Here is a 23,153-nt window from a genome sequence, read left to right as displayed (position 1 = left end):
CACCAGCGCCCATGCACAGCCGGCGACTTTTTAGTTCTGCTTGTAGGTCAGAGCGGTGCATGGTGAGAATTTGGATAATGGACGGATTGTAGGCGCGAGCGGCGCCCGCGGTCTGGCGACAGGCTGACACCCTCTTCAGGAGTCTCTTTTTATGCACACTCGCACCGTCTTCTTCATTTCGGACGGCACCGGCATCACGGCCGAAACCTTCGGCAACGCCATCCTGGCCCAGTTCGACATGAAGCCGCGTCATGTGCGCCTGCCTTTCATCGACACCGTGGACAAGGCGCACCAAGTGGTGCGCCAGATCAACCACACCGCTGACATCGAGGGCCGCAAGCCCATCGTCTTCACCACCCTGGTCAACATGGAGGTGCTGGCCGTCATCCAGGAAGGCTGCCAAGGCATGCTGCTGGACATGTTTGGCACCTTTGTGCACCCGCTGGAGCAAGAGCTGGGCATCAAGTCGCACCACCGCGTGGGGCGCTTCTCGGATGTCAGCAAGAGCCAGGAGTACCACGACCGCATCGAGGCCATCAATTTCAGCCTGGCGCACGACGACGGCCAGTCGAACCGCGACCTCGAAGGCGCCGACGTGATCCTGGTGGGCGTCAGCCGCAGCGGCAAGACCCCAACCAGCCTGTACCTGGCGATGCAACACGGCCTGAAGGCGGCCAACTACCCGCTGATCCCCGAGGACTTCGAGCGCCGTCAACTGCCCCCGGCCCTGATGCCGCACCGCAAAAAGCTGTTCGGCCTGACCATCCACCCCGAACGCCTGTCCGAAATCCGCAACGAGCGCCGCCCCAACTCGCGCTACGCCAGCCTGGAGAACTGCCGCGCCGAAGTCAACGAAGCCGAAGCCATGATGCGGCGCAGCGGCATCCGCTGGCTCAGCAGCACCACCAAGTCGATCGAAGAGATCGCCACCACCATCCTGCAAGAGATCCGCCCCGAGCGCCTGGTGTACTGAAGCCCGGCCGCCGGCGCTGACCCCGCCCGGGCCCAGGCCCAGGCCTGCGGGGGGGGTGCCTCAGGCCGGTCCGAACACCATCTGGCGACAGGGCGGGTGGCCCGGGCCGGGGGCCGCGGGCGCAGCCTCCTGCACGGCCACCCCCCAGACCTGGCGCACCCGTTCGGGCGTCAGCACCGCCTCGGTGGCCCCGAACCAGGCGCGGGCCTGGGGCTCGGCCGCGCCGGGCAGCAAGAGCACATCGTCGCTGTAGCGCAGCGCCAGGTTGAGGTCGTGCAGCACCACCACCACCCCCACCGACTGCGCCCGCGCCCAAGCGCGCAGCCAGCCCAGGCAGGCGTGCTGGTGCGCCAGGTCCAGGGCGGCCGTGGGTTCGTCCAACAGCAGCCAGCGCGCGCCGCCAGCGGCCACCGGCTCCCAGATCTGGGCCAGTGCGCGGGCCCACTGCACACGCGCCTTTTCGCCGCCCGACAGGCTGGCGTACCGGCGGGCGCCCAAGGTCGCCACCCCCATGGCCGCCAGCGCGGCCGGCACGATGGCCGACTCGTGGCGACTGGGTTGACGCTGGTGGGCAAAGCGGCCCAGGGCCACCACCTCGCTGACCGGGTGCTCAAAAGCCACTGCGTGCTCTTGCAGCATGACCGCGCGCTGCCGGGCCAGCGCCGACGGCGACCAGCCCCCCAAGGGCCGGCCGTCCAGGGTCACCCGCCCCTGCCACGGGGCCTTCAGCCCCGAAAGCACCGCCAGCAAACTGGATTTGCCTGCCCCGTTGGGCCCCAACACGGCGGTGACACGGCCCACTTGCAAGGCGGCCTCGCAACGCAGCAACACCTGCGGCGGCCGCACCGACACGGCCAACTGCTCCAAACCCAGCATCACATGGCTCCTCGGCGACGGCGCAACAAGGCCAAAAACACGGGCACACCGACGTAGGCGGTCAGCACCCCCAAGGGCAATTCGGCCGGTTGCACCAGCACCCGGGCCAGGGCGTCCGCCCCCACCACCAACACCGCCCCCAGCAGGGCCGAGCCCGGCAGCAGCAGCCGGTGGTCGGCGCCCGCGAGCAGGCGCACACCGTGCGGCGCGATCAGGCCGACAAAGCCAATCACCCCGGTGGTGGCGGTGATGGCACCCACCAGCAGCGCCGTCAGCACAACGACCTGCCGCTTCAAGGACTCGAGCCGCACCCCCGACAGCACGGCCTGCGCCTCCCCCAGGGCCAGCACATTGAGGCCCGCCGCGAGCCGGCAAGCCGGCACCACGGCCAGCAACACCCCAGCCACAACCCAGCTCACCGACGTCCAACGGGCGCCCCCGAGGCTGCCCAACAACCAGAACTGCAGGTTGCGCAGCTGCTCGTCGGTGGCCAGAAAGCTCAGCGTGCCCAGCCCGGCCCCCGCCAAGGCATTGACGCCCACCCCGGCCAGCAGCAAGGATTCCACGCGCAGCCCGCTGGGGGAGCGCGCCAGGCCGTACACCAAGGCACAGACCGCCAGGCCGCCGGCAAAGGCCCCCAGCACCAGGGCCCCACCGCCCCAGCTGCGCGACAGCCCCGGCCACCACCAGGTGCCCAGCACGATGGTGCTGGCCGCGGCCAGCGCGGCGCCACTGCTAACACCGATCAGGCCCGGGTCGGCCAGGGGGTTGCGAAACAGGCCTTGCATCAGCGCACCGGCCAGCCCCAGACCGGCGCCCGCGGCCAAGCCCAGCATCAGGCGCGGCAGGCGGATGTGCAGGAACACCAGGCCATCAGGCCCCGAACGCGCCTCGGGCGAGGCCAGCAGCGCGGCCAGCCGGGCCAGGTCCAGCCGGTAGGCCCCGGTGAAAGCCGCCAGCACCGTGGCCGCGAGCAACAGCGCGCCCAGGCGCCACAACACGCCGGGGTAGCGGCGTGCTTGCCAGACGGTGCTCATGCGTTGACCAGGCCCTGGTGCAGGGCCAGCACCGCGCTGGGCAGGCGCGGCCCAAAGCCCAGCAGGTGGCTGGCCTCGAGCGTCACCAGGCGGCGGCGAGCGAAGGCCGGGGTCACGGCCCACTCGGGCCGCTGCCAAAAGCGGTCGATTCCGCCCTGGGCCTCCAGCCCCTGCTGGGTGGTGACCAACACCTCGGGCGCGGCGGCGGCCAGGGCCTCGGCGTTGAGCGGTCGGTAGCCCTCGAACCCCGTCATCACGTTGGTGGCACCGGCGTAGCCCAGCACCGCATCGGCCGCGGTGCTACGCCCCGCCACTTGAGGCGCGCCCGCGTGGGCCAACACAAACAGGGCGCGCGGGGCCGGCTGGCCCGCGCGGCGCGCCACCAGGCGCCCCAGCTGCGCCCATTCGGCCTCCAGGCGTTGCCACAGTGCGCTCGCGGCGGCCGCACGGCCCGTGACCTGACCGACCAGTTCGACCTTGGCACGCACCTCACGCCACTGGTGCACCACCGGCACCAGCTCTACCCGCACCCCGGCCTGACGCACCTGGTCCAGCACGGCCGGCGGGCCGGCCTCGCTGGTGCCCAGCACCACCTCCGGGCGCAAGGACAACAGGCCTTCGGCCGACAGCTGACGCAGGTAACCGACCTTGGCCGTGCGCAGCGCCGCGTCGGGGTAGGTGCTGGTGGTGTCCGAGCCCACCAGCTGGCCTTGCGCCGACAGCGCGTAGACCACCTCGGTCAAGGCGCCGCCCAGGGTGACCAGTCGGGCCGGCGCCGCCTGGGCCCCGCCACTGACCGCCCCGGCCCAGGCGCCCGCCCCCCAGGCCAGGCAGCGCCGACGCGAAACGAGGGCTCTGCCGGGGCCCGACCCGGCGTCGGTTGGCCCCGGCAGGGTCCGCTCAGGCGCGCGGCTCATGCGGCCTCCTGCGCACCGGGCCGCAGCGAATGCACCAGTTCATGCCAGGCGGGGTCTTGCGCCTGACCGGGTTGGCGTTCGCCGAACACCATCAGCATCAGCTCGCCGTCGGCGTCAAAAGCCTCCACCGAACTGACCACCCCGTCGTCGCTGGGCTTGTCCACGGCCCAGACCTGGTCCAGCAAATCAGCGCGCAGGTGCAGGTTGAAGCCGGGGTCCATGACATTGAGCCACTGGCCGCTGTCGGTTTGCAGCGGCACCACGCGCTGCACTGGTCCGCTGTGGATCTGGATGCAGCCCGCATTGCCCACAAACACCATCAGGCCCAGACCCGAGGCGGCGGCCAGGTGCAACAGGCGCGCGATGGCGTCGCTCGGCAGGCGCGTCGTGAAGCGGCCTTCGGCGAGCCGGAAGCTCTGCCGACGGTCCAGCCCATGGCGTTTGAGCAGGGCAAAAAAATCATGCGTGTCGCGCAGCGCAGCCCAGTCGGCGCACAGCGCGTCCGCATGGCACTCGGCGTCAGGCCGGGGCACCGGGCGCGGCGCACGCCCCGGCGCAAACTGGGGCCGGGCCTCGGGCGCGGCAAAGCGCGCCATCACCGCTTCCAACGCCAGGCGGTCGGTGGCCTCGCGCACAAACACCTTGTGCACCGCGTGGCCCCAGGCATCAAAGAACTGCAGGCTCAGCGCCTCGAACTGGCCTTCCCGCAGGGGCCGCTCGCGCACCGCAAAACCGGCATGCCACTGGGCCAGGAACAGGCGCAGGTCGATGTCGCGGTCCAACACCAGGCCCACCTCGCCCTGCGCCGACACGCGGCGGTAGACCCCGGTCTTCTCGTGCACCACGCTGTGGTTGCGCGTCAGGGCCATCAGCGGGCCGCAGGGCTCCAGCGCCTTGAGCAAATCGACCCAGTGGCCGTTCAGGGGCAGCACGCCCAGGCGCGACGCGGGCGGCTCGGCCACCGCGCCCTCGGCGCCCGCCAAGGCGTGGGCGGCGAGCACGGCGCCTTCGCTGAGGCCCAGGCGCTCAGCCGCGTCGCGGGCACGCAGCCCGGCCTGGCGCAGCGCCTCGAAGGCCGCACACACCGCGGCCGGGGTGGTGGGCGCCGGGGTCGCGGCGACCTCGCTCAAGGGCCCATCGGGCGCCGACAAAGGGGACTGGGCCAGCGGGCCCGCAGAGATCACGGAAGACATCACAGCACTCCAATTCACACAACAAAGAGAGACCGCAGCGGGGCGGCCGGCGCCCGGCGGGCGCTCAGAAATCAGCCACCAAGGCCACGCGCAGCGAACGCCCTGGCTGGGTGTAGGCGTCCTTGACCGCCGAGGCCGACGACAGGCCACGCACATCGGACCAGTACCAAACCCGCTGGTTGCTGAGGTTGGTCAGCGCCACATTCAGGCGCAGGTCGCGGCGCAGGCGCCATTGGCCTGACAGGTCCAGCGTGGTCGACGCCGGCGGCAGGAACTGCGCCGACAACTGGGTGCTGTCGACCTCGGACGCCTTCTTGGCGCTGCGGTGCTGCACATCGAGGCGAGCGCTCCATTGCGCGCGTTCGTAGCGCAGGCCGGCGCTCAGGCGCTGCGGGTCGATCGAGTTGATCGGCCGCTGGGTCAGCGTGTCCTTGCCCACCACGCGGCTGTAGGCGAAGGGGCTGGACAGCCGGCCACCGGCCCACACGCCCCAGTCCTTCTCCCCCTTGAACTCCAGGCCCGACAAGCGCACCCGACCGATGTTGACGGACTGGTAGATCAGCGGGTTGGCGGCGGTCATGCTGCCGCCGACCAGGCGCTGGTCCTCGATGAAGTCTTTGTAGAAGCCGGTGAAGACCGCGGCATCCAGCCGCCAGTCGGCCAGCCGGCCGCGCAGGCCCAGCTCCAGGTTGTGGCTGGTCTCCGGCTTGAGGTTGGGGTTGGGAATCGACTTGTAGTACTGGGTGGTGTTCTCGAAGTAGGCGTTGACCTGGCCCGCGTTCGGCGCCCGGAAGCCCGCTGCGTAATGGCTGAACACGCTCCACTGGGGCGAGAGCTGGCGCATCACGCCCAGCTTGGGCGAGGTCGCCGAACCCGACAACGACGCCGCCGGGGTGGACGACGGGGGCGAGAACCCCGCCTGATCGGCCTGCAAGCGGAAGTGCTCGGCGCGCAAGGCGGCCGTGACGCTCCACGGGCCCTCGATCACCTCGTCTTGCACGTACAGCGCCTGGCTGGTCTCCACCGTGTCAGGGAAGCGTTTGAGCGGGAAGGTTTCACCCGCCGCCGGGGTGACGCCGGTTTGCAGGTTGAGCACCGAGGTGCGCACCCAGTCCACGCCGTAGGTGATGCGGTGCGAACGAGCACCCTCGGTCAGCACGCGCGACGCCTGCACACCGGCTTGCCAAGTGCGCTCGGTGTAGCGCACATCGCGCTCGCGGTCTGCCGCGGTGTAGCGGTCCTCGTAGGCGAATTCGCGTGAGCGGGCGTCCTGGTAGCTGAGCACGGTGCGCACGTCCTGCGCCCAGGCCAGACCGGGTTGCCAGCGCGCGTCCCAGCTCAGGCGGTCGCGCTGCAGCTGCGACCACGAACGGGCATGCACCGTCGACGTGCTGCTGAACGGCGCCTTGGCCACCGCCGACAGCAGGGTGTAGTCGGCCTGCTTGCGCACATGCTCGAGGCTCAGGGTGTGGCGCTGCCCGCCGCCGGGCGTCAGCACCGCCTTGAACAACAGGCCTTCGCCTTTTTGCTGCTCAGGGTTGGGCTCGGTGCGGTCGACGTTGGCCGACGCGTTGCTGCCCATGTTTTGCAGCGCCCGGGCGCCCGAGGTGTGCACGCCCAGCAGCCACTGCAGGGTGTCGCTGGGGCGGCCCGCCAGGGTGGCGCCGGCGCGCCAGCCACGGTCCTCGCTGGCATAGGCCACGCTGGCCCGGCCACCCAGCGGCTGACCGTCGCGCAGCAGCGCGGCGGGGTCGAGGGTGATGAAGTTCACCAGGCCCGCCAGCCCGTCCGAGCCATACAGCGCCGACATGGGGCCCTTGAGCACCTCGACCCGCTCGATCAGGCCCAGCTCCAGGTAGTCGCGGCCAAAGGCATTGGCGCTGAACACATAGCTGCGCGGTTGGCGGATGCCGTCGACCAGCATCAGCACCCGGTTGCCATCGAGGCCCCGGATGTTGAAGCCCGCGTTCTGATCGCGACCGGTGCTGCTGGAGGCCAGCGTGAAGCGCGCGGGGGCCCGCGTCACCGACAGGCCGGGCACCTCGCGCGCCACGTCGCGGATGTCGCGCACCTGGCGCCGCTCCAGGTCTGACTGGCGCAGCACGTCCAGGCTCATGGGCAGTTCATCGGGGTCCTGCTCGTGGCGCGAACCGCTGATGACCACCTCGGACAGCGCGGCCACCTGCGCAACCGGTTCGGGCATCGACACCGGCTGGGCACCGACCGACAGGGTGGACGAACCCAGCAACAGGCAGTTGCCGGCAAAGACCCAGGGGCGGCGCGCCGAGGCGGCACCGCGCAGGGGAAACAGGGAAGAAAGCGCAAATCCAGACAAGACGACCTCTCGAGCACACATGAAAGTTGAGGTGCTGGCGGAGGCCGTGGGTCAAAGGCAACCCATCGCTTGGCTGGCGTGAAAGGATTATATGAGAATAATTCTCATTTGATGAGAAGAAATTGACTTTGTAAAGTTCCGCTTGCCCCGGAAAAACCGGTGACATCTGTTGGCCGAGCCCGCCAAATACACCACAATCGGGCCCTAGACAGACTGAACCAAGGAACAGCCATGAAAGGCGACGCACAAGTCATTGCCCACCTGCAAGCGCAGCTCAAGAACGAGCTGACAGCCATCAACCAGTACTTCCTGCACTACCGCATGCTGAAGCACTGGGGCTTCGACAAGCTGGCCAAGAAGGAATACGCCGAATCGATCGGTGAAATGAAGCATGCCGACTGGCTGATGGACCGCATCTTCACGCTCGATGGCCTGCCCAACCTGCAAGACCTGGGCAAGTTGTCGGTTGGCGAGGACGTGCCCGAGATCCTGAGCTGCGACCTGGCCGCCGAACAAGGCGCCCAGGCCACCATCAAGGCCGGCATCGCGCACTGCGAATCGGTGCGTGACTATGTGTCGCGCGACCTGCTGCAGAAGATCCTCGACGACACCGAAGAACACATCGACTTCCTGGAAACCCAGATCGATCTGATCGGCAAGGTCGGCCTGCCCAACTACCTGCAATCGCAGATGGGCGAAATCGAATAAACCGCACCCCGGTGACGGTGACCTGACGGGGCCCTCGGGCCCCGTTTTTATTGGCGCGGCCCGAAGGCCTTGTTCAGCCGACCCCGACGGGCCGCACGGGCCCCGGCGCGGGCGCGGCTCAGGGCCGGGCCGCGGGCGCCATCGACACCTGAGCCCCCGCGGGGCGCTGGCCATCCCCGTCCCAACCGCCGCCCAAGGCCCTTACCAGGGCCACGGTGGCGACCGCCTGGCCGGTGCGCGCCTGCAGCTCGGCGCGGCGGTTGCGCAGCTCGGCACGGCGGGCATCGAGCCATTCGATCTGGCTCACCAGGCCATGCCGGTACCGCGATGCCGACAAGGCCGTGGCGCGCTGGGCCGAGGCCACCGCACGCGCCTGGGCCTCGGACTGCGCGGCCAGCAGTTGCAGGCTGCGCAGCTGGTCCTCAACCTCGCCAAACGCGGTCAGCACCTGGCCACGGTAGGCCGCCAGCGCCGCGTCCAGCCGGGCCTGGGCGCCCTGCTGGAGCGACTCGCGCCGCCCGCCATCCCACAGCGGCAAGGACATCAGGGCGCCCACGCTCCAGGCCCGGGCCGACCACTTGAACAGGTCGCTGAGCTCGGGCGAGGCCTGGCCCGCGGCACCGGTCAGCGTGACGGCCGGGAACCACGCGGCCTGGGCCACCCCGACGCGGGCCTGGGCGGCCAGCACCGCGGCCTGCGCGGCCGCCACATCGGGTCGGCGGGCCAGCACCGTGCCGGGCACGCCCGGCGGCACCACCGGCAGGCTGATGTCGGCGCTGGGCGCCGGCAGGCTGAAGCCCGTGGCCACCTCGCCGACCAGCACGGCCAGCGCGTGGGTCAGCAGCGCCTGCTGCCGCTGCAGGGCCAGCGACTCGGCCTCGGTGGACGCGACCTCGGCGCGCACGCGGGCCAGGTCCAGTTCGGCCACATCGCCGGCCCGCTCACGCCGGGTGGTCAGCTGCAAGGTGTCGCGCAAGGCCTGCAGGCTCTCGTCCACCAGCGCCTGCTCAGACTGCAGGGCGCGCAGTTGCAGGTAGGTCTGGGCCACGTCGGCCTGCACCATGAGGCGCGTGCTTTGCAGCAGCGCCGCCTGGGCCCGGGCGTCCTGCTGCGCGGCCTGGCTGGCCAGGCTGAGGCGGCCCATCACATCGACTTCGTACGAGGCACCAAGCCCCAGGCTGGCCGTGGTGCTGGGCTGCTCGCCGCCCAGCGTGCCGCGCCCGGCCTGGCGTTGCAGGCCCACATTGGCCCCCACTTGCGGGTGCCGCGCGGCCTCGGCCGTGCCCAGCAGGGCACGCGCCTCGGCCAGCCGGGCTGCCGCCGCTTGCAAGCGGGTGTTGCCCAGGTCGGCCCGGGTCACCAGGTCACTGAGCACCGGGTCCATGAAGGGGCGCCACCAGGCCCCCCGGGGCTGGGCCTCGGCCGCCGGGGCCAGGGTCCATGAACCGGTGGCGGCCTCTGGGGTCGCCAGGGCCACGGCGGCGGGCGCCTCCGCAGAGGCTGGCGGCGGCGTGGCGGCCACCGTCGGGACGCTGCTGAACTGTGCAGGCAGCGGCGGCAGGGCACGCTCGGGGGCCCCCGCGGGGGCGCTGGCACAACCGGCCAGCCACAAGGCCAGGGCCAGGGGCGTGAGGACACGGCCCGACATCAGAGAGGAGAATTTGCGCATGGCAGGGTCTTTCAATCAGGGGTCGCCGGCACGCTGGCCAGCACCGCGGCACCGGCCGCTGCCGGGAGCAGCGCCGCCACGGTCGGGTGAGGCGGGTGGGCCGTGCCACCGGGGGCGATGGGCGCGACCAGGTCACCGTGCTGCACCAGCGGGCGGTTGCCCGCCAGGCGGCGCAGCAGCACATAGAACACCGGCGTCATGAACAGGCCAAAGGCGGTGACCCCGATCATCCCGGCGAACACCGCCACGCCCATGGCGCGGCGCATTTCGGCGCCCGCCCCCGTGGACAGCACCAGGGGCAGCACGCCCATCACAAAGGCCAGCGAGGTCATCAGGATCGGACGCAGGCGCAGGCGGCTGGCTTCAATCGCGGCCTGTAGCGGACTGCGGCCCACGAACTCCAGTTCGCGCGCGAACTCGACGATCAGGATCGCGTTCTTGGCCGACAGCCCGACCAGCACCATCAGCCCGATCTGGGTGAAGACGTTGTTGTCCCCGCCCGAAAGCCAGACGCCGGTCATGGCGGCCAGCAGGCCCAGGGGCACGATCAGGATGATGGCCAACGGCAGCGTCAGGCTTTCGTACTGCGCGGCCAGCACCAGAAACACCAGCAGGATGGCCAACGGGAACACCCACACCGCCGAGTTGCCGGCCAGGATCTCCTGGTAGGTCAGCTCGGTCCACTCGTAGCTGAAACCGGCGGGCAGGGTCTCCGCCGCGATGCGGGCCACCGCGGCCTGGGCCTGGCCACTCGAATAGCCGGGCGCCGGGCCGCCATTGACGTCGGCCGACAGGTAGCCGTTGTAGCGCATGGCGCGCTCGGGGCCGAAGCTGGGGGCCATTTTCAGCACCGCCGACAGCGGCACCATCTCGCCCGTGGTGGCACGCACCTTGAGCAGGCCCACGTCCTCGGCGCGCGCGCGGTAAGCCGCGTCGGCCTGCACCCGCACGCTGTAGGTGCGGCCAAAGCGGTTGAAGTCATTGGCGTACAGGCTGCCCAGGTAGATCTGCAAGGTGTCGAACACCTCGGTCACCGGCACCCCCAACTGGCGTGCACGGGTGCGGTCGATGTCGGCGTAGAGCTGCGGCACATTGACCTGGAAGCTGGTGAACAGGCCGGCCAGCTCGGGCGTCTGGTAGGCCTTGGTCATGAAGGCCTTGACCGCGCCGTCCAGCGCCGCGTAGCCCTGCGAACCCCGGTCCTCGATCTGCAGCTTGAAGCCGCCCGTGGTGCCCAGCCCGGCCACCGGTGGTGGCGGGAACATGGCGATGAAAGCGTCTTGCAGGCCCGCGTACTTCTGGTTGAGCTGGCCCGCGATGGCGCCCGCGCTGAGGCTGGGGTCGCGGCGCTGCTCGAACGGCTTCAGGGTGGCAAACACGATGCCCGAGTTCGAGCTGTTGGTGAAGCCATTGATCGACAGGCCCGGGAACGCCACCGCGTGCTCGACGCCGGGCTGGGCCAGGGCGATCTCGCTCATGCGGCGGATCACCTGCTCGGTGCGGTCCAGCGTGGCGCCATCGGGCAGTTGGGCGAAGCCGATCAGGTACTGCTTGTCCTGCGCCGGCACAAAGCCGCCGGGCACGGTCTTGAACAGGCCCAGGGTCAGCAGGCCCAGCACCAGGTACAGGCCCATCATGGCGCCCTTGCGCGCAATGACCCGGGTCACCCCGCCGCTGTAAGCGGACGCGCCACGGCTGAACAGGCGGTTGAAGCCCCGGAAGAAGCCCCCGAGCACGCGGTCCATGGCGCGCGTCAGGGCGTCCTTGGGTGCGTCATGGCCCTTCAGCAGCAAGGCGGCGAGCGCGGGCGACAGGGTCAGTGAGTTGATGGCCGAGATGATGGTCGAGATCGCGATGGTGAGCGCGAACTGGCGGTAGAACTGGCCCGTCAGACCGCTGATGAAGGCCAGCGGCACGAACACCGCGCACAGCACCAGCGCGATGGCAATGATCGGGCCCGAGACCTCGCGCATGGCGCGGTAGGTGGCCTCGCGCGGGCTCAGGCCGGCCTCGATGTTGCGCTCCACGTTCTCTACCACCACGATGGCGTCGTCCACCACAATGCCAATCGCCAGCACCAGGCCGAACAGGCTCAGGGCGTTGATCGAAAAGCCCGACAACTGCATCACGGCGAAGGTGCCCACCACCGACACGGGCACGGCCAGCAGCGGGATGATGGACGCGCGCCAGGTCTGCAGGAACAGGATCACCACCAGCACCACCAGGGCCACGGCCTCGAGCAGGGTGTGCACCACCGAGTCGATCGAGGCGCGCACGAACTGCGTCGGGTCGTAGACGATCTGGTAGTCCACGCCGTCGGGCATGTTCTTCTTGAGCTCGGCCATGGCGGCGTGCACATCGTCCGAGATCTGGATCGCGTTCGAACCCGGCGCGGCGAAGATCGGCACCGCCACCGCATCCTGGTTGTCCAGCAGCGAGCGCAGCGCGTACGAGGCCGCGCCCAGCTCCAGCCGCGCCACGTCGCGCAGCCGGGTCACGGCGCCGTCGGCCCCGGTCTTGACGATGATGTCGCCAAACTCCTCTTCGTTCTGCAGGCGGCCCTGGGCGTTGATCGACAACTGCAGATCGGCGCCCGGCAGCCCCGGCGAGGCGCCCACCACACCGGCGGCGGCCTGCACGTTCTGCTCGCGGATGGCGCGCACCACATCGCTGGCCGACAGGCCACGCTGGGCCACCTTCTGCGGGTCCAGCCAGACGCGCATCGAGTAGTCGCCCGAGCCGAACAGCTGCACCTCGCCCACGCCCTTGACGCGGGCCAGGCGGTCCTTGACGTTGAGCACCGCGTAGTTGCGCAGGTAGGTCATGTCGTAGCGCCCATTGGGCGACAGCAAGTGCACCACCAGGGTCAGGTCGGGCGAGCTCTTGACGGTGGCCAGACCGAGGCGGCGCACCTCCTCGGGCAGGCGCGCCTCGGCTTGCGCAACACGGTTCTGCACCAACTGCTGGGCCTTGTCGGGGTCGGTGCCCAGGCGGAAGGTCACGGTCAGCGTCAGCAGGCCATCGGTGGTGGCCTGGCTGCCCATGTAGAGCATGCCTTCGACACCGTTGATGGCCTCCTCCAGAGGCGTGGCCACGGTCTCGGCGATCACCTTGGGGTTGGCGCCCGGGTAATTGGCGCGCACCACCACCTGGGGTGGCACCACCTCGGGGTATTCGGACACCGGCAGCACCCGCAGCGCCAGCAGGCCGGCGATCAGCATCAGCACCGACAGCACGCCCGCGAAGATGGGCCGGTCAATGAAAAATTTGGACAGGTTCATGAGGGTTCTCTGGGCAAAGCCTGGCCTCAGGCCGCAGGCGCCTTGGGGCTGGCAGCGGGCTGCGCAGCGGCGTTATCGGGGTTCATGGGCACGCTCTGGGGCGTGACACGGGCGCCGGGTCGGACGTGTTGCAGGCCGTTGACGACCACCCGCTCACCGGCCTTGAGGCCCGACTTGACCACCCGCAGGCCGTCCACCGGCGCCCCCAGCGTGACCTCGCGGTACTGCGCGGTCTGGTCGTCGCCCACCACCAGCACGAACTTCTTGTTCTGGTCGGTGCCCACGGCGCGCTCGTTGATCAGCAGCGCGGGGCGGGACTGGGCCTGGCCCATGCGCAGGCGGGCAAACTGGCCCGGCATCAGCTGGCCGTCGGGGTTGTCGAACACGGCGCGCACGCGCACCGTGCCACTGCGCGCATCGACCTGGTTGTCGACCAGTTGCAGGTGGCCCTGGTACGGCGTGCTGCCGCTCTCGGCGGTGCCCATCTGCACGGGAATGCGCTCGATGCGGGCGCGGGCGGCGGCCCCGCGGCCCAGGCCCTGCAAGGCCTGCGCGATGACCTGCTCGTCGGCTTCAAAGCTGGCGTAGATCGGGTTCACCGACACCAGGCTGGTCAGCACCGGGGCCCCAGCGCCCGCGGCCACCAGGTTGCCCGCGGTGACTTCGATGCGTCCGATGCGGCCACTGACCGGGGCCCGCACCTGGGCATAGCCCAGGTTCAGGCGCGCGCTCTGCAGCGCGGCCTGGGCCGCACGCAGGTTGGCGTCGGCCTCGCGCTGGGCGTTCTGGCGCTCGTCGTATTCGCGCTGGGCGATGGCGCGGTCTTCCCACAGGCGGCTGGCCCGCTCCAACTCGCTCTGGCTGTAGGCCAGGCGCGCTTGCGCCGCGGCCACCTGGGCCTGGGCCCGGTCGACCTCGGCCGCAAATGGCGCGGGATCGAGGCTGAACAACAGGTCACCGGCCTGCACCAGCGCGCCTTCGCGGAAATGCACGGCCTGCACGGCACCCGCGACCCGTGGGCGCAAGTCCACGCGCTGCACGGCTTCGAGCCGGCCCGAGAACTCGTCCCACAGGGCAATGGGCTGCTCGGCCACGGTGGCCACCGACACCGGGGTGGCGGCGGGGGCCTGGGCGGCCGGCGCATCGGCATGCGAACTGGGCCAGCCCAGGAAGGCGGCCCCGCTGGTGGCGAGCACGGCCAGGGCCACAGCCGACAACCAGACCGGGCGCCGCGACACGGCGGACGGGCTGGGGGTCGGCGCGGCGGCGGCGGGCGCCTCGTGGTGGGGGCCCGGGTGGGGGGCTTGATTCGGGTTCATGGGGTTCCTCCAAAGCAGAAAAAGAGCGAGCACAGCCAACGCCCGGCCCTCCCAGGCCGGTCGTGGGACCAACATCAAACCCCGTTCCACCCGGCGGGCAACAGCCCGCCCTCACCCGGTGCAAGGGCGATCAGACGGTCGGGGTCAACAAGAAAAGAGAGGGACGGCCGCGGTGCGGCCAGGGCCTAGGAAGGCACCGGGGCAGGCCCGGTCGGGTTCGCCGTTTCGGCGAAGAAGCGCTGCAATTGCTGCTGCACCGCGGGTGCGCAAGGGCAGCTCTGGGGCAGCTCGGTCAGCAAGGCATCGGGCCAGTGTTCGGCCGCGGTGAGCACCTCGCCGCGGGCCTGCAGGCCCGCGGCCTGCAAGCGTGCGACATAGGCCAGGGCTTCGTCACGCATCGGGTCGTCGGGCCCGACCAGCACCAGGGTGGGCGGCAGGCCTTGCAGGCGCAGCGAGTTGGCCGGCACCGCGTAAGGGTGCTCGGCATCGCGTGGGCTGCGCAGGTAGCTGAGCCAGCCCTCCACCCATTTGCAGGCGGTCGCCGAGCCGGTGGCCTGGCGCAAGGACGCGGTGCCGACACAGGGGTCGAGCATGGGCGACAACAGCACCTGGCCCGCCAGCGGCGGGTGGGACTGGTCACGTGCCATCAGGCTGACAGCCGCGGCCACATTGCCGCCGGCCTCCTCGCCGGCGAGGTAGAAGCGGGGCTCGGCACCGCCCAGGCGCTTGCGCTGGCGGTACACCCATTGCAGCACCTGGTAGCCCACTTCGGCCGCGTTCGGGAACGGGTGCTGCGGCGCCAGCGGGTAAGCCACCGACACCACCACCGCGCCAGCGGCCTCCAGCAAGCCCGCCACGGCGAGGCCATTGTCCAGGCAGCCCGAGACAAAAGCGCCGCCATGGAAGTGCACCACCACGGGCTGCGGTGCGCCGGCCTTCTTGCGACCGTAAACCCGCACCGGCACGCTCTGGCCGCCGCCCAGGGCGACCTCGGTGTCGGTGCCTTGGGGGACGGTCCAGGCGCCCGCCGGGGCCGGGGCGGACGGGTCTGGCGAGGGGTTCACAAGCGCTGGGTCAGGGGTGGACATGGCAGTGCAACAAAAAGGGATGCTGCAACTGTAGTGGCGGAAGGGCCGCGCATAAACACCTCCATGACCACTGCAGTGTTTCCAAACGCCCAACAATGGCCACGCCGCAACATGTGAGAATTTGCATCAGCCCAAACCCGGGCATGACCACAGGAGAGCCCATGGACCCGATCCAGGCCATGCGCATATTCACGCGCGTGGTGGAGGCCGGCACCTTCACCCGCGCCGCCGATTCGCTGGGCCTGCCCAAGGCCACTGTCACCAAGCAGATCCAGGCCCTGGAGGCCCGGCTGCGCGTGAAGCTGCTCAACCGCACCACGCGGCGCGTCACCGTGACCGCCGATGGCGCGGCCTACTACGAGCGCACCTTGCGCCTGCTGACCGACTTTGACGACATCGAGGCCAGCATGGGGCAGGCCAGGTCCAGCCCGCGCGGGCGGCTGCGCGTCGATGTGGGGACGTCGATCGCGCGCATGCTGCTGATTCCCAACCTGCCCGCCTTCCACGAGCGCTACCCCGACATCCAACTCGACCTCGGGGTCAGCGACCGCATCGTCGACATGATCTCGGACAACGTGGACTGCGTGATCCGCGGCGGCAACCTGATCGAGCAGTCGCTGGTGGCGCGGCGCATCGGCAACCTCGAGTTCATCACCGTGGCCTCGCCGGACTACCTGCGCCGCCACGGCACCCCGGGCCACCCGCTGGAGATCGAGCGCGAGCACAACACGGTGATGTACTTTGGCGCCCACAACGGTCGCCATTACCCGCTGGAATTTCACCAGGGCGACGAGGTGATTGAGATCCCGGGCCCGTACAAGGTCAGTGTCAACGAATCGGCGGCCTACCTGGAGGCCGTGCTCGGAGGCCTGGGCATCGGCCAGATCACCAGCTACCAGGCGGAGCCCTTCCTCGCGGAAGGTCGCTTGCAGCGCCTGCTGCCCGAGTGGGGCCACCCGCTGCTGCCGGTCTATGTGGTCTACCCCCCCAACCGCCACCTGAGCGCCAAGGTGCGCGCCTTTGTGGACTGGGCGGCCGAGCTGTTTGCGGCCCGGCCGCTGCTGCAGGGCCAGTCGCTGCCAGCCGGTCTGGGCACCGTGGGCGGCCAGGCCGCCTGAGCCCCAAGCGCTCCACCGCGCCCGGCACCCACCGAACGCCAGCCCAGCCCACGGCCCAGCGCCAGCCGCGCCTGCCGCGCTGGGGGCCGGGGGACGGGCTGGGGTGCGCGCCGGCGCCTCAGCGCTTCAAGGCCGCTTCACGGATGGCGCTCAGCGTGCCGCGGGTGGTAATCACTTCGGGGCTCAGGGGGATCTCGATCAAGGTGCCGCGCTCGCTTTGCAGCGCGCGCACCAAGGCCGCCTCGAAGTCTTCGGTGCGGGTGACCTGCTCGGCCGCATAGCCATAGGCGCGCGCCAGCGCACAAAAGTCGGGGTTGCTGAGGCTGGAACCACTGACATGGCTCGGGTACTCGCGCTCCTGGTGCATGCGGATGGTGCCGTACATGCCGTTGTTGAGCAGCACGATGATGCTTTTGCCGCCATGCTGCACGGCGGTGGCCAGCTCTTGGCCGTTCATGAGGAAGTCGCCGTCGCCCGCGATGGTGAAGGCCACCCGGCCGCTGACCAGGTTGGCCGCGATGCCCGCCGGCACGCCATAGCCCATGGCGCCCACAGTGGGCGCCAACTGGGTCTTGTGACCACGCGCCAGACCATAGTGGCGGAAGTAACGGTGCACCCAGCTCGCAAAGTTGCCCGCGCCATTGGTCAGCACGGCCTCGGCGGGCAGGTGCTTTTGCAGCACCGCGACCACCGCGGGCAGGTCGATCACGCCGGGCTGGTTCGGGTCCAGGCCAGCCAGGGCCTGGGGCTGCAAATTGGCCTCGTAGTCGGCGTGGGCGGCCGCGGTCCAGTCGGCCCATGGCAGGCTTGGTGGGGCGCTCAGCACCTCCAGGCTGCGGGCGGCCGCGTTCATGCTGGACTGGATCGCGAGGTCGGCCTGGTAGACGCGGTTCAGCTCCTCGGCGCTGGCATGGATGTGGACCAGCTTCTGGCGCGGGCGCGGGGCCTCCAGCAGGGTGTAGCCGCTGGTGGTCATCTCGCCCAGGCGCGGGCCGATGGCCAGCACCAAGTCGGCCTCGCGGATGCGCGCGGCCAGGCGCGGGTTGATGCCAATGCCCACGTCGCCTGCGTACAGCGGGTGGTGGTTGTCAAAGGTGTCCTGAAAACGGAAGGCATTGCCCACCGGCAGCTGCCAGTTCTCGGCAAAGCGCTGCAGCGCCTGCGCGGCCTGTGGCGTCCAGCCGCCCCCACCGGCGATCACCAAGGGGCGTTGCGACTGCAGCAGCAACTGGCGCAGGTCGCGCAGCGCGCCCGGGTCGCTCCAGGCCTGCACCGCTTCGACGCGCGGCAGCGGCTCGGCGTCCACGGTCTGGGTCAGCATGTCTTCGGGCAACACCAGCACCACCGGGCCGGGTCGGCCATTCATCGCAGTGGCGAAAGCACGCGCGATGTACTCGGGGATGCGGCGCGCGTCGTCGATGCGCTCCACCCGCTTGGCCATGGCCTTGGTGCTGGGGCCGAAAAAGCTCTGGAAGTCGACTTCCTGAAACGCCTCGCGGTCGCGGAAGTCGCTGCCCACGTCGCCCACCAGCAGCACCATCGGGGTCGAGTCCTGGAACGCGGTGTGCACCCCGATCGAGGCATTGGTGGCGCCCGGGCCGCGGGTCACCAGGCAAACGCCGGGTCGGCCGCTGAGCTTGCCGTGGGCCTCGGCCATGAAGGCCGCACCGCCCTCCTGGCGGCAGGTGATGAAGCGGATCTGCTCGCGGTGGCGGTGAAAGCCATCGAGCACCGCCAGGTAGCTTTCGCCAGGCACGCCGAAGGCGACTTCCACGCCTTGGGCGATCAAACATTCGACGATCAGATGTCCTGCGTTGCGCTGTGCCATGTTGTGCTGTGCCTCGATCAAAACACCGTCCGACACGGACGGCCCGCCCGCATCCTAATGCCTCTGGGGGCGCCCGTTGGGCAGCCGGTTCAGGCCGCCGCCAGCGTGGCGGTGCGGCGCACCCGGCGCACATTGAAGGCGCTGGCGATCAGCACCGCCTGCACCAGGGCCAGGCCCACCAGCACACTGGTGTACTGCCCGTGGTCCATCAGGCGGCCAAACACCAGGGGCGACACCGCCTGCCCGATGTCCAGCCCGGCGTAGACCACCCCATAGACGCGGCCCGTCGCGTTCTCGGGCGTGGATCGCTTGACCAGCAGATCGCGCGAGGGCCCCGCAATGCCGCTGGCAAAACCCATCACCCCGAACAGCACCGGCACCAGCGAGCCCGGCACCGGCGCCAGGGCCAGGCTCAGCGCCACCAGGGCTGCGACGCCGATGCCACCGGCCACGATGCGCTCACAGCGCGTCGGGTCGGCCGCCAAGAAACCGCCCAGCACCATGCCGCTGGCACTGGCCACCATGTAAATGGTCAGGCAGGCCGCGATCAGGGCCACCGGGACGTCGTGCAGTTGGCGCGCGGCCTCGGGGGCGAAGGTCTGCACCACGCTCAGCGCCATGGCGTAAAACAAGAAGAAAGCGAAGCACATCCACACCGCCGGGATGCGCAAGAAGTCAAAGCCCCCGGCCGCGGCGCCAGCGCCCGAAGCCGGCTTGGCCCCGGCGGGCGGCACGGCCACCGCGGGGGCCGCGGGCAGGCTCAACACCTCGCGCTGCAGCCACAGCAGGCCGAGCACGGCCAAGGCCAGCAGGCCCGACACCCCCAACGCCACACGCCACGAGAACGCCAGCGCCAAGGGCACCACCAGGGCCGGTGCCAAGGCCCAGCCCAGGCTGCCCGTGATGCCGTGCACGCTGTAGGCATGGCCCAGCCGGGTGCTGCTGACCTTGCGGTTGAACAGGGTGTAGTCCACCGGGTGGAACACGCCATTGCCAGTGCCCGCGAGCACCGCGCACAGCAGCAAGGTGGGGTAGTTGGGCGACAGGGCATAGCCGATCAAGGCCAGGCCCAGCAGCCCCAGCCCGGCGAACAACACCGGGCGCGGGCTGTACCGGTCAACCACAAAGCCCGACAGGGCCTGCACCGCACAGGACACGACAAAGAACACCGTCAGCACCAGGCCCAGTTCGGTGTAGCTGACGTCGAAGGCCTCCTTGAGCCACGGGAACAGCGGCGCCAGCACCAACTGGCTGAAGTGGCTGATGCCGTGGGCCAGGCCGACCAGGCCAATCAGGCGGACGTCCTGCTTGAATGTGGCGCTGGGCAGCGCGGTCGCAGTCGACATGGGTAAAACCTCCAAGAGCTTGACGGAGGTCATCGTACGGGCCAGACTCGCGTCTGGTTGGCGATGAAAAGACAAATTTCGTCGGCAATCAGACAAGCCCATGCCCGCTGACCACGTCCCCCGCCCCGGGCACGTGAAATGGACGGCTTGGGCCCACAGGCCCAACCCAGTCACCGCGACCCACGCCCTGCCCGCTCCTGGCCCTGCCCATGCCCCGCACCCGCCTCCACCCGGCCCAAGCCGCGCCCGCCCCCCAGCCACCGACCCGCGCCGGGGCCCGACCGCGGCAGGGTTGGCGCAACAAGCCCCCGGCCGACCTGGTGGGCAGCCTGACACCCCACCTCTTTCAGCCCACCCCCGAGCGCCCGCTGCGCGCCAAGAAGCGCCACCTGCTGGCCGAGACCGAGGTGCTGCCGCACGCCCACGCCTGGGGCCAGCTGACGTTTTCACTCAACGGGGTGTGCCGCCTCAGCACCGAGGACGGCACCTTCATCGTGCCGCCGTCGCGGGCCGTCTGGGTGCCACCCGACATGGCGCACTCGATCACCGTGGTCGAGGACGCCGACCTGCACACCCTGTACCTGCACCAGCACATCGCGCCCGCCACGGCGCACTGGCAGCGCTGTGTGGTGATCGAGGTCAGCGAGTTGATGCGCGCGCTGGTGCGTCAGCTCGACACCCAGGCCGACCCGCCCCAGCGCGAGGCGCCAGACACCGCCGCACGGCCGAGCCGGCGCGAGGCCTTGATTGCCCCGCTGCTGTGCGACGAGTTGCAGCAAGCCCCCCAGATCCGCATGGGCGTGCCCCTGCCGGTGGCCGGCCAGGGCGACAAGCGCCTGCGCGCCTTGTGCGAAGCGGTGTTGCGCGCGCCGGGTGAGCGCGCCACGCTGGCCCAGTGGTCGGCCTCGGTGGGGGCCAGCGAACGCACGGTGGCACGCTTGTTCCGTGACGAGCTGGGGCTGAGCTACCAGCAATGGCGCCAGCAGGTCACGCTGGCGCATGCGCTGCCGCTGCTGGCGCGTGGCCTGCCGGTGAGTCAGGTCGCCAGCGCCAGCGGCTACGCCAGCGAAAGCGCGTTTTCGGCCATGTTCCGCGCGGCCATGGGTCAGGCCCCGAGCCGCTTCTCAGGCAAGCACCGCCGCCCCGCGTGAGTCGGCCGCGGCGGCCTCACTCGCTGCGCGAGAACACCGACAACAGGCCGCCCGCCATCACGAACAGGCTGCCAAACACCCGGTTCAGGGCACGCATGTGGGCGGCCGACTTCAGCGAGCCCAGCACCTGCGAGGCCAGTGCGGTGTAACCCGCCATCACCACGAAGTCCGTGAAACTGAGCGTCAGGCCGATCACCAGGTACTGCCACACCAGGGGCTGGTGCAGGTCCAGGAACTGCGGCACCACGGCGAGCAGGAACACCGTGCCCTTGGGGTTGATGGCGTTGATCATCCAGCCGCGGCGCACCATGGCGTGCCAGCTGACGCTGGCGGCCGACGCCTGCTGCGCCGCCAGCGGGCGCGCTGGCGCGCGCCACTGCTGAATGCCCAGCCACACCAGGTAGGCCACGCCGCTCCACTTGACCACCGAGAACGCCGTGGCCGAGGCCGCGACCAGCGCGCCCAGGCCGACGCCGACCACGATCAGCTGCGTCCAGATGCCCAGCACCAGGCCGACGGTCGTCACATAGCCCTTGCGAAAGCCGTGGTTCAAGCCCGCGCTCATGGCCGCCAGGGCACCCGCGCCCGGGGAGATGCTGATGGCCCAAGCGGCCGCGAAAAAAGCCAGCCAGGTGGAGAGTTCCATGAAAAGTCGACACGCATTGACAAGAAGAGGGCGCGATTGTCACATGGCTAAGGCGGACCAGACGCCGAAGGCACAGCGGGGCCCGAACGCCCCGGCGAAACGCCACAAGGACGGCCCCGTTGCCCCTGCCCCTGCCCTCGAGCCAGTGCCAGGGCAGGCCGGGCCCCATGCTTCGGCCCCGAGCGGCGCGCGACAATAGCGGGTTGGGCGCCTACCAGGGCGCCCAGTCGCCCCATTTCGTCCTGCGAAGCCCTAGCCATGAACACTCCCACCACCCTGCAGTGGATCGGTGCGGCCCTGTTTGCCGTCGCCCTGCTGCACACCTTCTCGACCAAGTTCTTTGAACACCTGGCCCACACCCGGCCGCGCCATGCGGGCCTGTGGCACCTGCTGGGCGAGGTGGAGGTGGTGTTTGGCTTCTGGGCCATGGTGCTGATGGTGGTGATGTTTGCGCTGCTGGGTCAGCAACAGGCCATCGCCTACCTGGACAGCCGCAACTTCACCGAGCCGCTGTTTGTGTTTGCCATCATGGTCATCGCTGGCACGCGCCCGATCTTGCAGGTGGCTGGCGCCTTGGTGCGGCAACTGACCGGCCTGATGCCACTGCCCCGGGCCACCGCGCGCTGCTGGGTGGTGTTGTCGGTGGTGCCGCTGCTGGGCTCGGTGATCACCGAACCCGCGGCCATGACCCTGGCCGCGATGATGCTGCGCGACACCTTGTTCTGCCATGGCCTGTCCCAACGCCTGCGCTACGCCATCCTGGGTGTGCTGTTTGTGAACATCTCGATCGGTGGCACCCTGACGCCCTTTGCGGCCCCGCCGATCCTGATGGTGGCCAGCACCTGGCAGTGGGACCTGGCTTTTGTGCTGGGCACCTTTGGCTGGAAAGCGGCCACCGCGGTGTTCGTCAACGCCAGCGCCCTGGCCTGGCTGTTCCGCGCCGAGCTGGGTCGCCTGGGCGATGGGGCCCGCGGTGCCGACCAGCCGAGTCCGGTGCCGCCAGCGGTGGTGCTGGTGCACCTGCTTTTCCTGCTGGGCGTGGTGGTGTTTGCCCACCACCCCACCGTGTTCCTCGGGCTGTTCCTGTTCTTCCTGGGTTTCGCCACCGCCTACCAGCGGCACCAGAACCCGCTGATCCTGCGCGAAGCCCTGCTGGTGGCCTTCTTCCTGGCCGGTCTGGTGGTGCTGGGCGGTCTGCAACAGTGGTGGTTGCAGCCCCTGCTGCTATCGCTGAACAGCGACACGGTGTATTTTGGGGCCACCGCGCTGACCGCCATCACCGACAACGCGGCCCTGACCTACCTGGGCTCGCTGGTGCCTGGGCTCAGCGATGAGTTCAAGGTGGCCCTGGTGGCCGGTGCGGTCACCGGCGGCGGCCTGACCGTGATCGCCAATGCGCCCAACCCGGCCGGGGTGGCCATCTTGCGCGGCCACTTCGAAGAGCAAGCCATTCACCCCCTGGGCCTGCTGCTGGCCGCCCTGCCCGCCACGGGGGTGGCGATGTTGGCGCTGCGCGGGCTCTGAGCCCGGAGACGGACCGACCGTCCGGCCCCCACCGACCAGGCAGCCCCCGGCCCGGGGGCGCGTTATGCTGCGCCTCGTCGCGCCCACCGCCTGCTGTCTTGTTTGACCCTGCCCGCCCATGTCCCCTTTGAACTGGCTTTTGCG

Annotated in this window: 17 protein-coding genes; 5 read left to right on the top strand and 12 right to left on the bottom strand. The window is 70.0% G+C overall.

Going from position 1 to position 23,153, the window contains the following annotated elements; all coding sequences use genetic code 11:
• Positions 1-151 precede the first annotated feature (151 nt).
• The gene (gene ppsR, locus PSQ40_RS08375; RefSeq protein WP_273950541.1) at positions 152-973 is read left to right on the top strand and encodes a posphoenolpyruvate synthetase regulatory kinase/phosphorylase PpsR; all 822 of its coding nucleotides are present in this window, start codon (positions 152-154) and stop codon (positions 971-973) included.
• Between the two features lie 60 nt (positions 974-1,033).
• Here ppsR and PSQ40_RS08370 read toward each other — a convergent pair whose 3' ends face one another.
• The 5 genes from PSQ40_RS08370 to PSQ40_RS08350 all read right to left on the bottom strand — a co-directional run bounded on the left by PSQ40_RS08370 (position 1,034) and on the right by PSQ40_RS08350 (position 7,331).
• Positions 1,034-1,849 carry an ATP-binding cassette domain-containing protein gene (locus PSQ40_RS08370; RefSeq protein ID WP_273950538.1) on the bottom strand — a complete coding sequence of 272 codons (816 nt, stop codon included), beginning with the start codon at positions 1,847-1,849 and terminating at the stop codon, positions 1,034-1,036.
• Positions 1,849-2,886, bottom strand: coding sequence for a FecCD family ABC transporter permease (locus PSQ40_RS08365; RefSeq protein WP_273950535.1), 1,038 nt, complete (start codon positions 2,884-2,886; stop codon positions 1,849-1,851). Before PSQ40_RS08365 ends, PSQ40_RS08370 begins: the two co-directional genes overlap by 1 nt.
• A complete protein-coding gene (locus PSQ40_RS08360) occupies positions 2,883-3,803 on the bottom strand; it encodes a heme/hemin ABC transporter substrate-binding protein (protein WP_273950534.1) in 921 nt (306 codons plus the stop codon). Before PSQ40_RS08360 ends, PSQ40_RS08365 begins: the two co-directional genes overlap by 4 nt.
• The gene (locus tag PSQ40_RS08355) at positions 3,800-4,996 is read right to left on the bottom strand and encodes a hemin-degrading factor (RefSeq protein ID WP_273950532.1); all 1,197 of its coding nucleotides are present in this window, start codon (positions 4,994-4,996) and stop codon (positions 3,800-3,802) included. The genes PSQ40_RS08360 and PSQ40_RS08355 overlap by 4 nt, the downstream gene beginning before the upstream one ends.
• A gap of 64 nt (positions 4,997-5,060) precedes the next feature.
• Positions 5,061-7,331 carry a TonB-dependent hemoglobin/transferrin/lactoferrin family receptor gene (locus PSQ40_RS08350; protein WP_273950530.1) on the bottom strand — a complete coding sequence of 757 codons (2,271 nt, stop codon included), beginning with the start codon at positions 7,329-7,331 and terminating at the stop codon, positions 5,061-5,063.
• Between the two features lie 231 nt (positions 7,332-7,562).
• On the opposite strand from PSQ40_RS08350, the gene bfr reads away from it, so the two are divergent.
• A complete protein-coding gene (gene bfr, locus PSQ40_RS08345) occupies positions 7,563-8,039 on the top strand; it encodes a bacterioferritin (RefSeq protein ID WP_273950528.1) in 477 nt (158 codons plus the stop codon).
• Between the two features lie 118 nt (positions 8,040-8,157).
• Here the strand turns inward: bfr and PSQ40_RS08340 are convergent, their stop codons facing one another.
• From PSQ40_RS08340 to PSQ40_RS08325, 4 genes are all read right to left on the bottom strand, one after another.
• A complete protein-coding gene (locus PSQ40_RS08340) occupies positions 8,158-9,708 on the bottom strand; it encodes an efflux transporter outer membrane subunit (RefSeq protein ID WP_273950527.1) in 1,551 nt (516 codons plus the stop codon).
• A gap of 11 nt (positions 9,709-9,719) precedes the next feature.
• Complete coding sequence (locus tag PSQ40_RS08335; RefSeq protein ID WP_273950525.1) at positions 9,720-12,989, bottom strand: efflux RND transporter permease subunit; 3,270 nt, start codon at positions 12,987-12,989, stop codon at positions 9,720-9,722.
• Between the two features lie 26 nt (positions 12,990-13,015).
• A complete protein-coding gene (locus PSQ40_RS08330) occupies positions 13,016-14,308 on the bottom strand; it encodes an efflux RND transporter periplasmic adaptor subunit (RefSeq protein ID WP_273950523.1) in 1,293 nt (430 codons plus the stop codon).
• A gap of 185 nt (positions 14,309-14,493) precedes the next feature.
• Positions 14,494-15,396 carry an alpha/beta hydrolase fold domain-containing protein gene (locus PSQ40_RS08325; RefSeq protein ID WP_273950521.1) on the bottom strand — a complete coding sequence of 301 codons (903 nt, stop codon included), beginning with the start codon at positions 15,394-15,396 and terminating at the stop codon, positions 14,494-14,496.
• Positions 15,397-15,557: 161 nt separating this feature from the next.
• Here PSQ40_RS08325 and PSQ40_RS08320 point away from each other — a divergent pair, with 161 nt between their 5' ends.
• Positions 15,558-16,514 (top strand): LysR family transcriptional regulator, encoded by a 957-nt coding sequence (locus tag PSQ40_RS08320; RefSeq protein WP_273950519.1) that lies wholly within the window; start codon positions 15,558-15,560, stop codon positions 16,512-16,514.
• A 118-nt stretch (positions 16,515-16,632) separates the two neighbouring features.
• Here the strand turns inward: PSQ40_RS08320 and PSQ40_RS08315 are convergent, their stop codons facing one another.
• Complete coding sequence (locus PSQ40_RS08315) at positions 16,633-18,342, bottom strand: thiamine pyrophosphate-binding protein (RefSeq protein ID WP_273950517.1); 1,710 nt, start codon at positions 18,340-18,342, stop codon at positions 16,633-16,635.
• Between the two features lie 89 nt (positions 18,343-18,431).
• Positions 18,432-19,688: an MFS transporter gene (locus PSQ40_RS08310; RefSeq protein ID WP_273950515.1), complete on the bottom strand. Its 1,257-nt coding sequence runs from the start codon at positions 19,686-19,688 to the stop codon at positions 18,432-18,434.
• Between the two features lie 209 nt (positions 19,689-19,897).
• On the opposite strand from PSQ40_RS08310, the gene PSQ40_RS08305 reads away from it, so the two are divergent.
• On the top strand, positions 19,898-20,839 hold the full coding sequence (locus PSQ40_RS08305; RefSeq protein WP_273950514.1) for an AraC family transcriptional regulator: 942 nt from the start codon (positions 19,898-19,900) through the stop codon (positions 20,837-20,839).
• A gap of 16 nt (positions 20,840-20,855) precedes the next feature.
• On the opposite strand, the gene PSQ40_RS08300 is transcribed toward PSQ40_RS08305, so the two are convergent.
• Positions 20,856-21,485, bottom strand: coding sequence for a LysE family transporter (locus tag PSQ40_RS08300; RefSeq protein ID WP_273950512.1), 630 nt, complete (start codon positions 21,483-21,485; stop codon positions 20,856-20,858).
• Positions 21,486-21,743: 258 nt separating this feature from the next.
• Here PSQ40_RS08300 and PSQ40_RS08295 point away from each other — a divergent pair, with 258 nt between their 5' ends.
• Positions 21,744-23,009 carry a putative Na+/H+ antiporter gene (locus PSQ40_RS08295; protein ID WP_273950510.1) on the top strand — a complete coding sequence of 422 codons (1,266 nt, stop codon included), beginning with the start codon at positions 21,744-21,746 and terminating at the stop codon, positions 23,007-23,009.
• The last annotated feature ends 144 nt before the right edge of the window (positions 23,010-23,153 follow it).

The organism is Curvibacter cyanobacteriorum, assembly GCF_028649475.1.
Classification (GTDB): domain Bacteria; phylum Pseudomonadota; class Gammaproteobacteria; order Burkholderiales; family Burkholderiaceae_C; genus Curvibacter; species Curvibacter cyanobacteriorum.
Note: the sequence above shows the minus strand (reverse complement) of the source record. Positions and strands in the feature narration are given on the sequence as shown.

Coding starts and splice junctions, on each gene's coding strand:
- ppsR (WP_273950541.1), top strand. CDS start 152: ATGCACACTCGCACCGTCTTCTTCATTTCGGACGGCACCGGCATCACG.
- PSQ40_RS08370 (WP_273950538.1), bottom strand. CDS start 1,849: ATGCTGGGTTTGGAGCAGTTGGCCGTGTCGGTGCGGCCGCCGCAGGTG.
- PSQ40_RS08365 (WP_273950535.1), bottom strand. CDS start 2,886: ATGAGCACCGTCTGGCAAGCACGCCGCTACCCCGGCGTGTTGTGGCGC.
- PSQ40_RS08360 (WP_273950534.1), bottom strand. CDS start 3,803: ATGAGCCGCGCGCCTGAGCGGACCCTGCCGGGGCCAACCGACGCCGGG.
- PSQ40_RS08355 (WP_273950532.1), bottom strand. CDS start 4,996: ATGTCTTCCGTGATCTCTGCGGGCCCGCTGGCCCAGTCCCCTTTGTCG.
- bfr (WP_273950528.1), top strand. CDS start 7,563: ATGAAAGGCGACGCACAAGTCATTGCCCACCTGCAAGCGCAGCTCAAG.
- PSQ40_RS08340 (WP_273950527.1), bottom strand. CDS start 9,708: ATGCGCAAATTCTCCTCTCTGATGTCGGGCCGTGTCCTCACGCCCCTG.
- PSQ40_RS08335 (WP_273950525.1), bottom strand. CDS start 12,989: ATGAACCTGTCCAAATTTTTCATTGACCGGCCCATCTTCGCGGGCGTG.
- PSQ40_RS08330 (WP_273950523.1), bottom strand. CDS start 14,308: ATGAACCCGAATCAAGCCCCCCACCCGGGCCCCCACCACGAGGCGCCC.
- PSQ40_RS08325 (WP_273950521.1), bottom strand. CDS start 15,396: ATGTCCACCCCTGACCCAGCGCTTGTGAACCCCTCGCCAGACCCGTCC.
- PSQ40_RS08320 (WP_273950519.1), top strand. CDS start 15,558: ATGGACCCGATCCAGGCCATGCGCATATTCACGCGCGTGGTGGAGGCC.
- PSQ40_RS08315 (WP_273950517.1), bottom strand. CDS start 18,342: ATGGCACAGCGCAACGCAGGACATCTGATCGTCGAATGTTTGATCGCC.
- PSQ40_RS08310 (WP_273950515.1), bottom strand. CDS start 19,688: ATGTCGACTGCGACCGCGCTGCCCAGCGCCACATTCAAGCAGGACGTC.
- PSQ40_RS08305 (WP_273950514.1), top strand. CDS start 19,898: ATGCCCCGCACCCGCCTCCACCCGGCCCAAGCCGCGCCCGCCCCCCAG.
- PSQ40_RS08300 (WP_273950512.1), bottom strand. CDS start 21,485: ATGGAACTCTCCACCTGGCTGGCTTTTTTCGCGGCCGCTTGGGCCATC.
- PSQ40_RS08295 (WP_273950510.1), top strand. CDS start 21,744: ATGAACACTCCCACCACCCTGCAGTGGATCGGTGCGGCCCTGTTTGCC.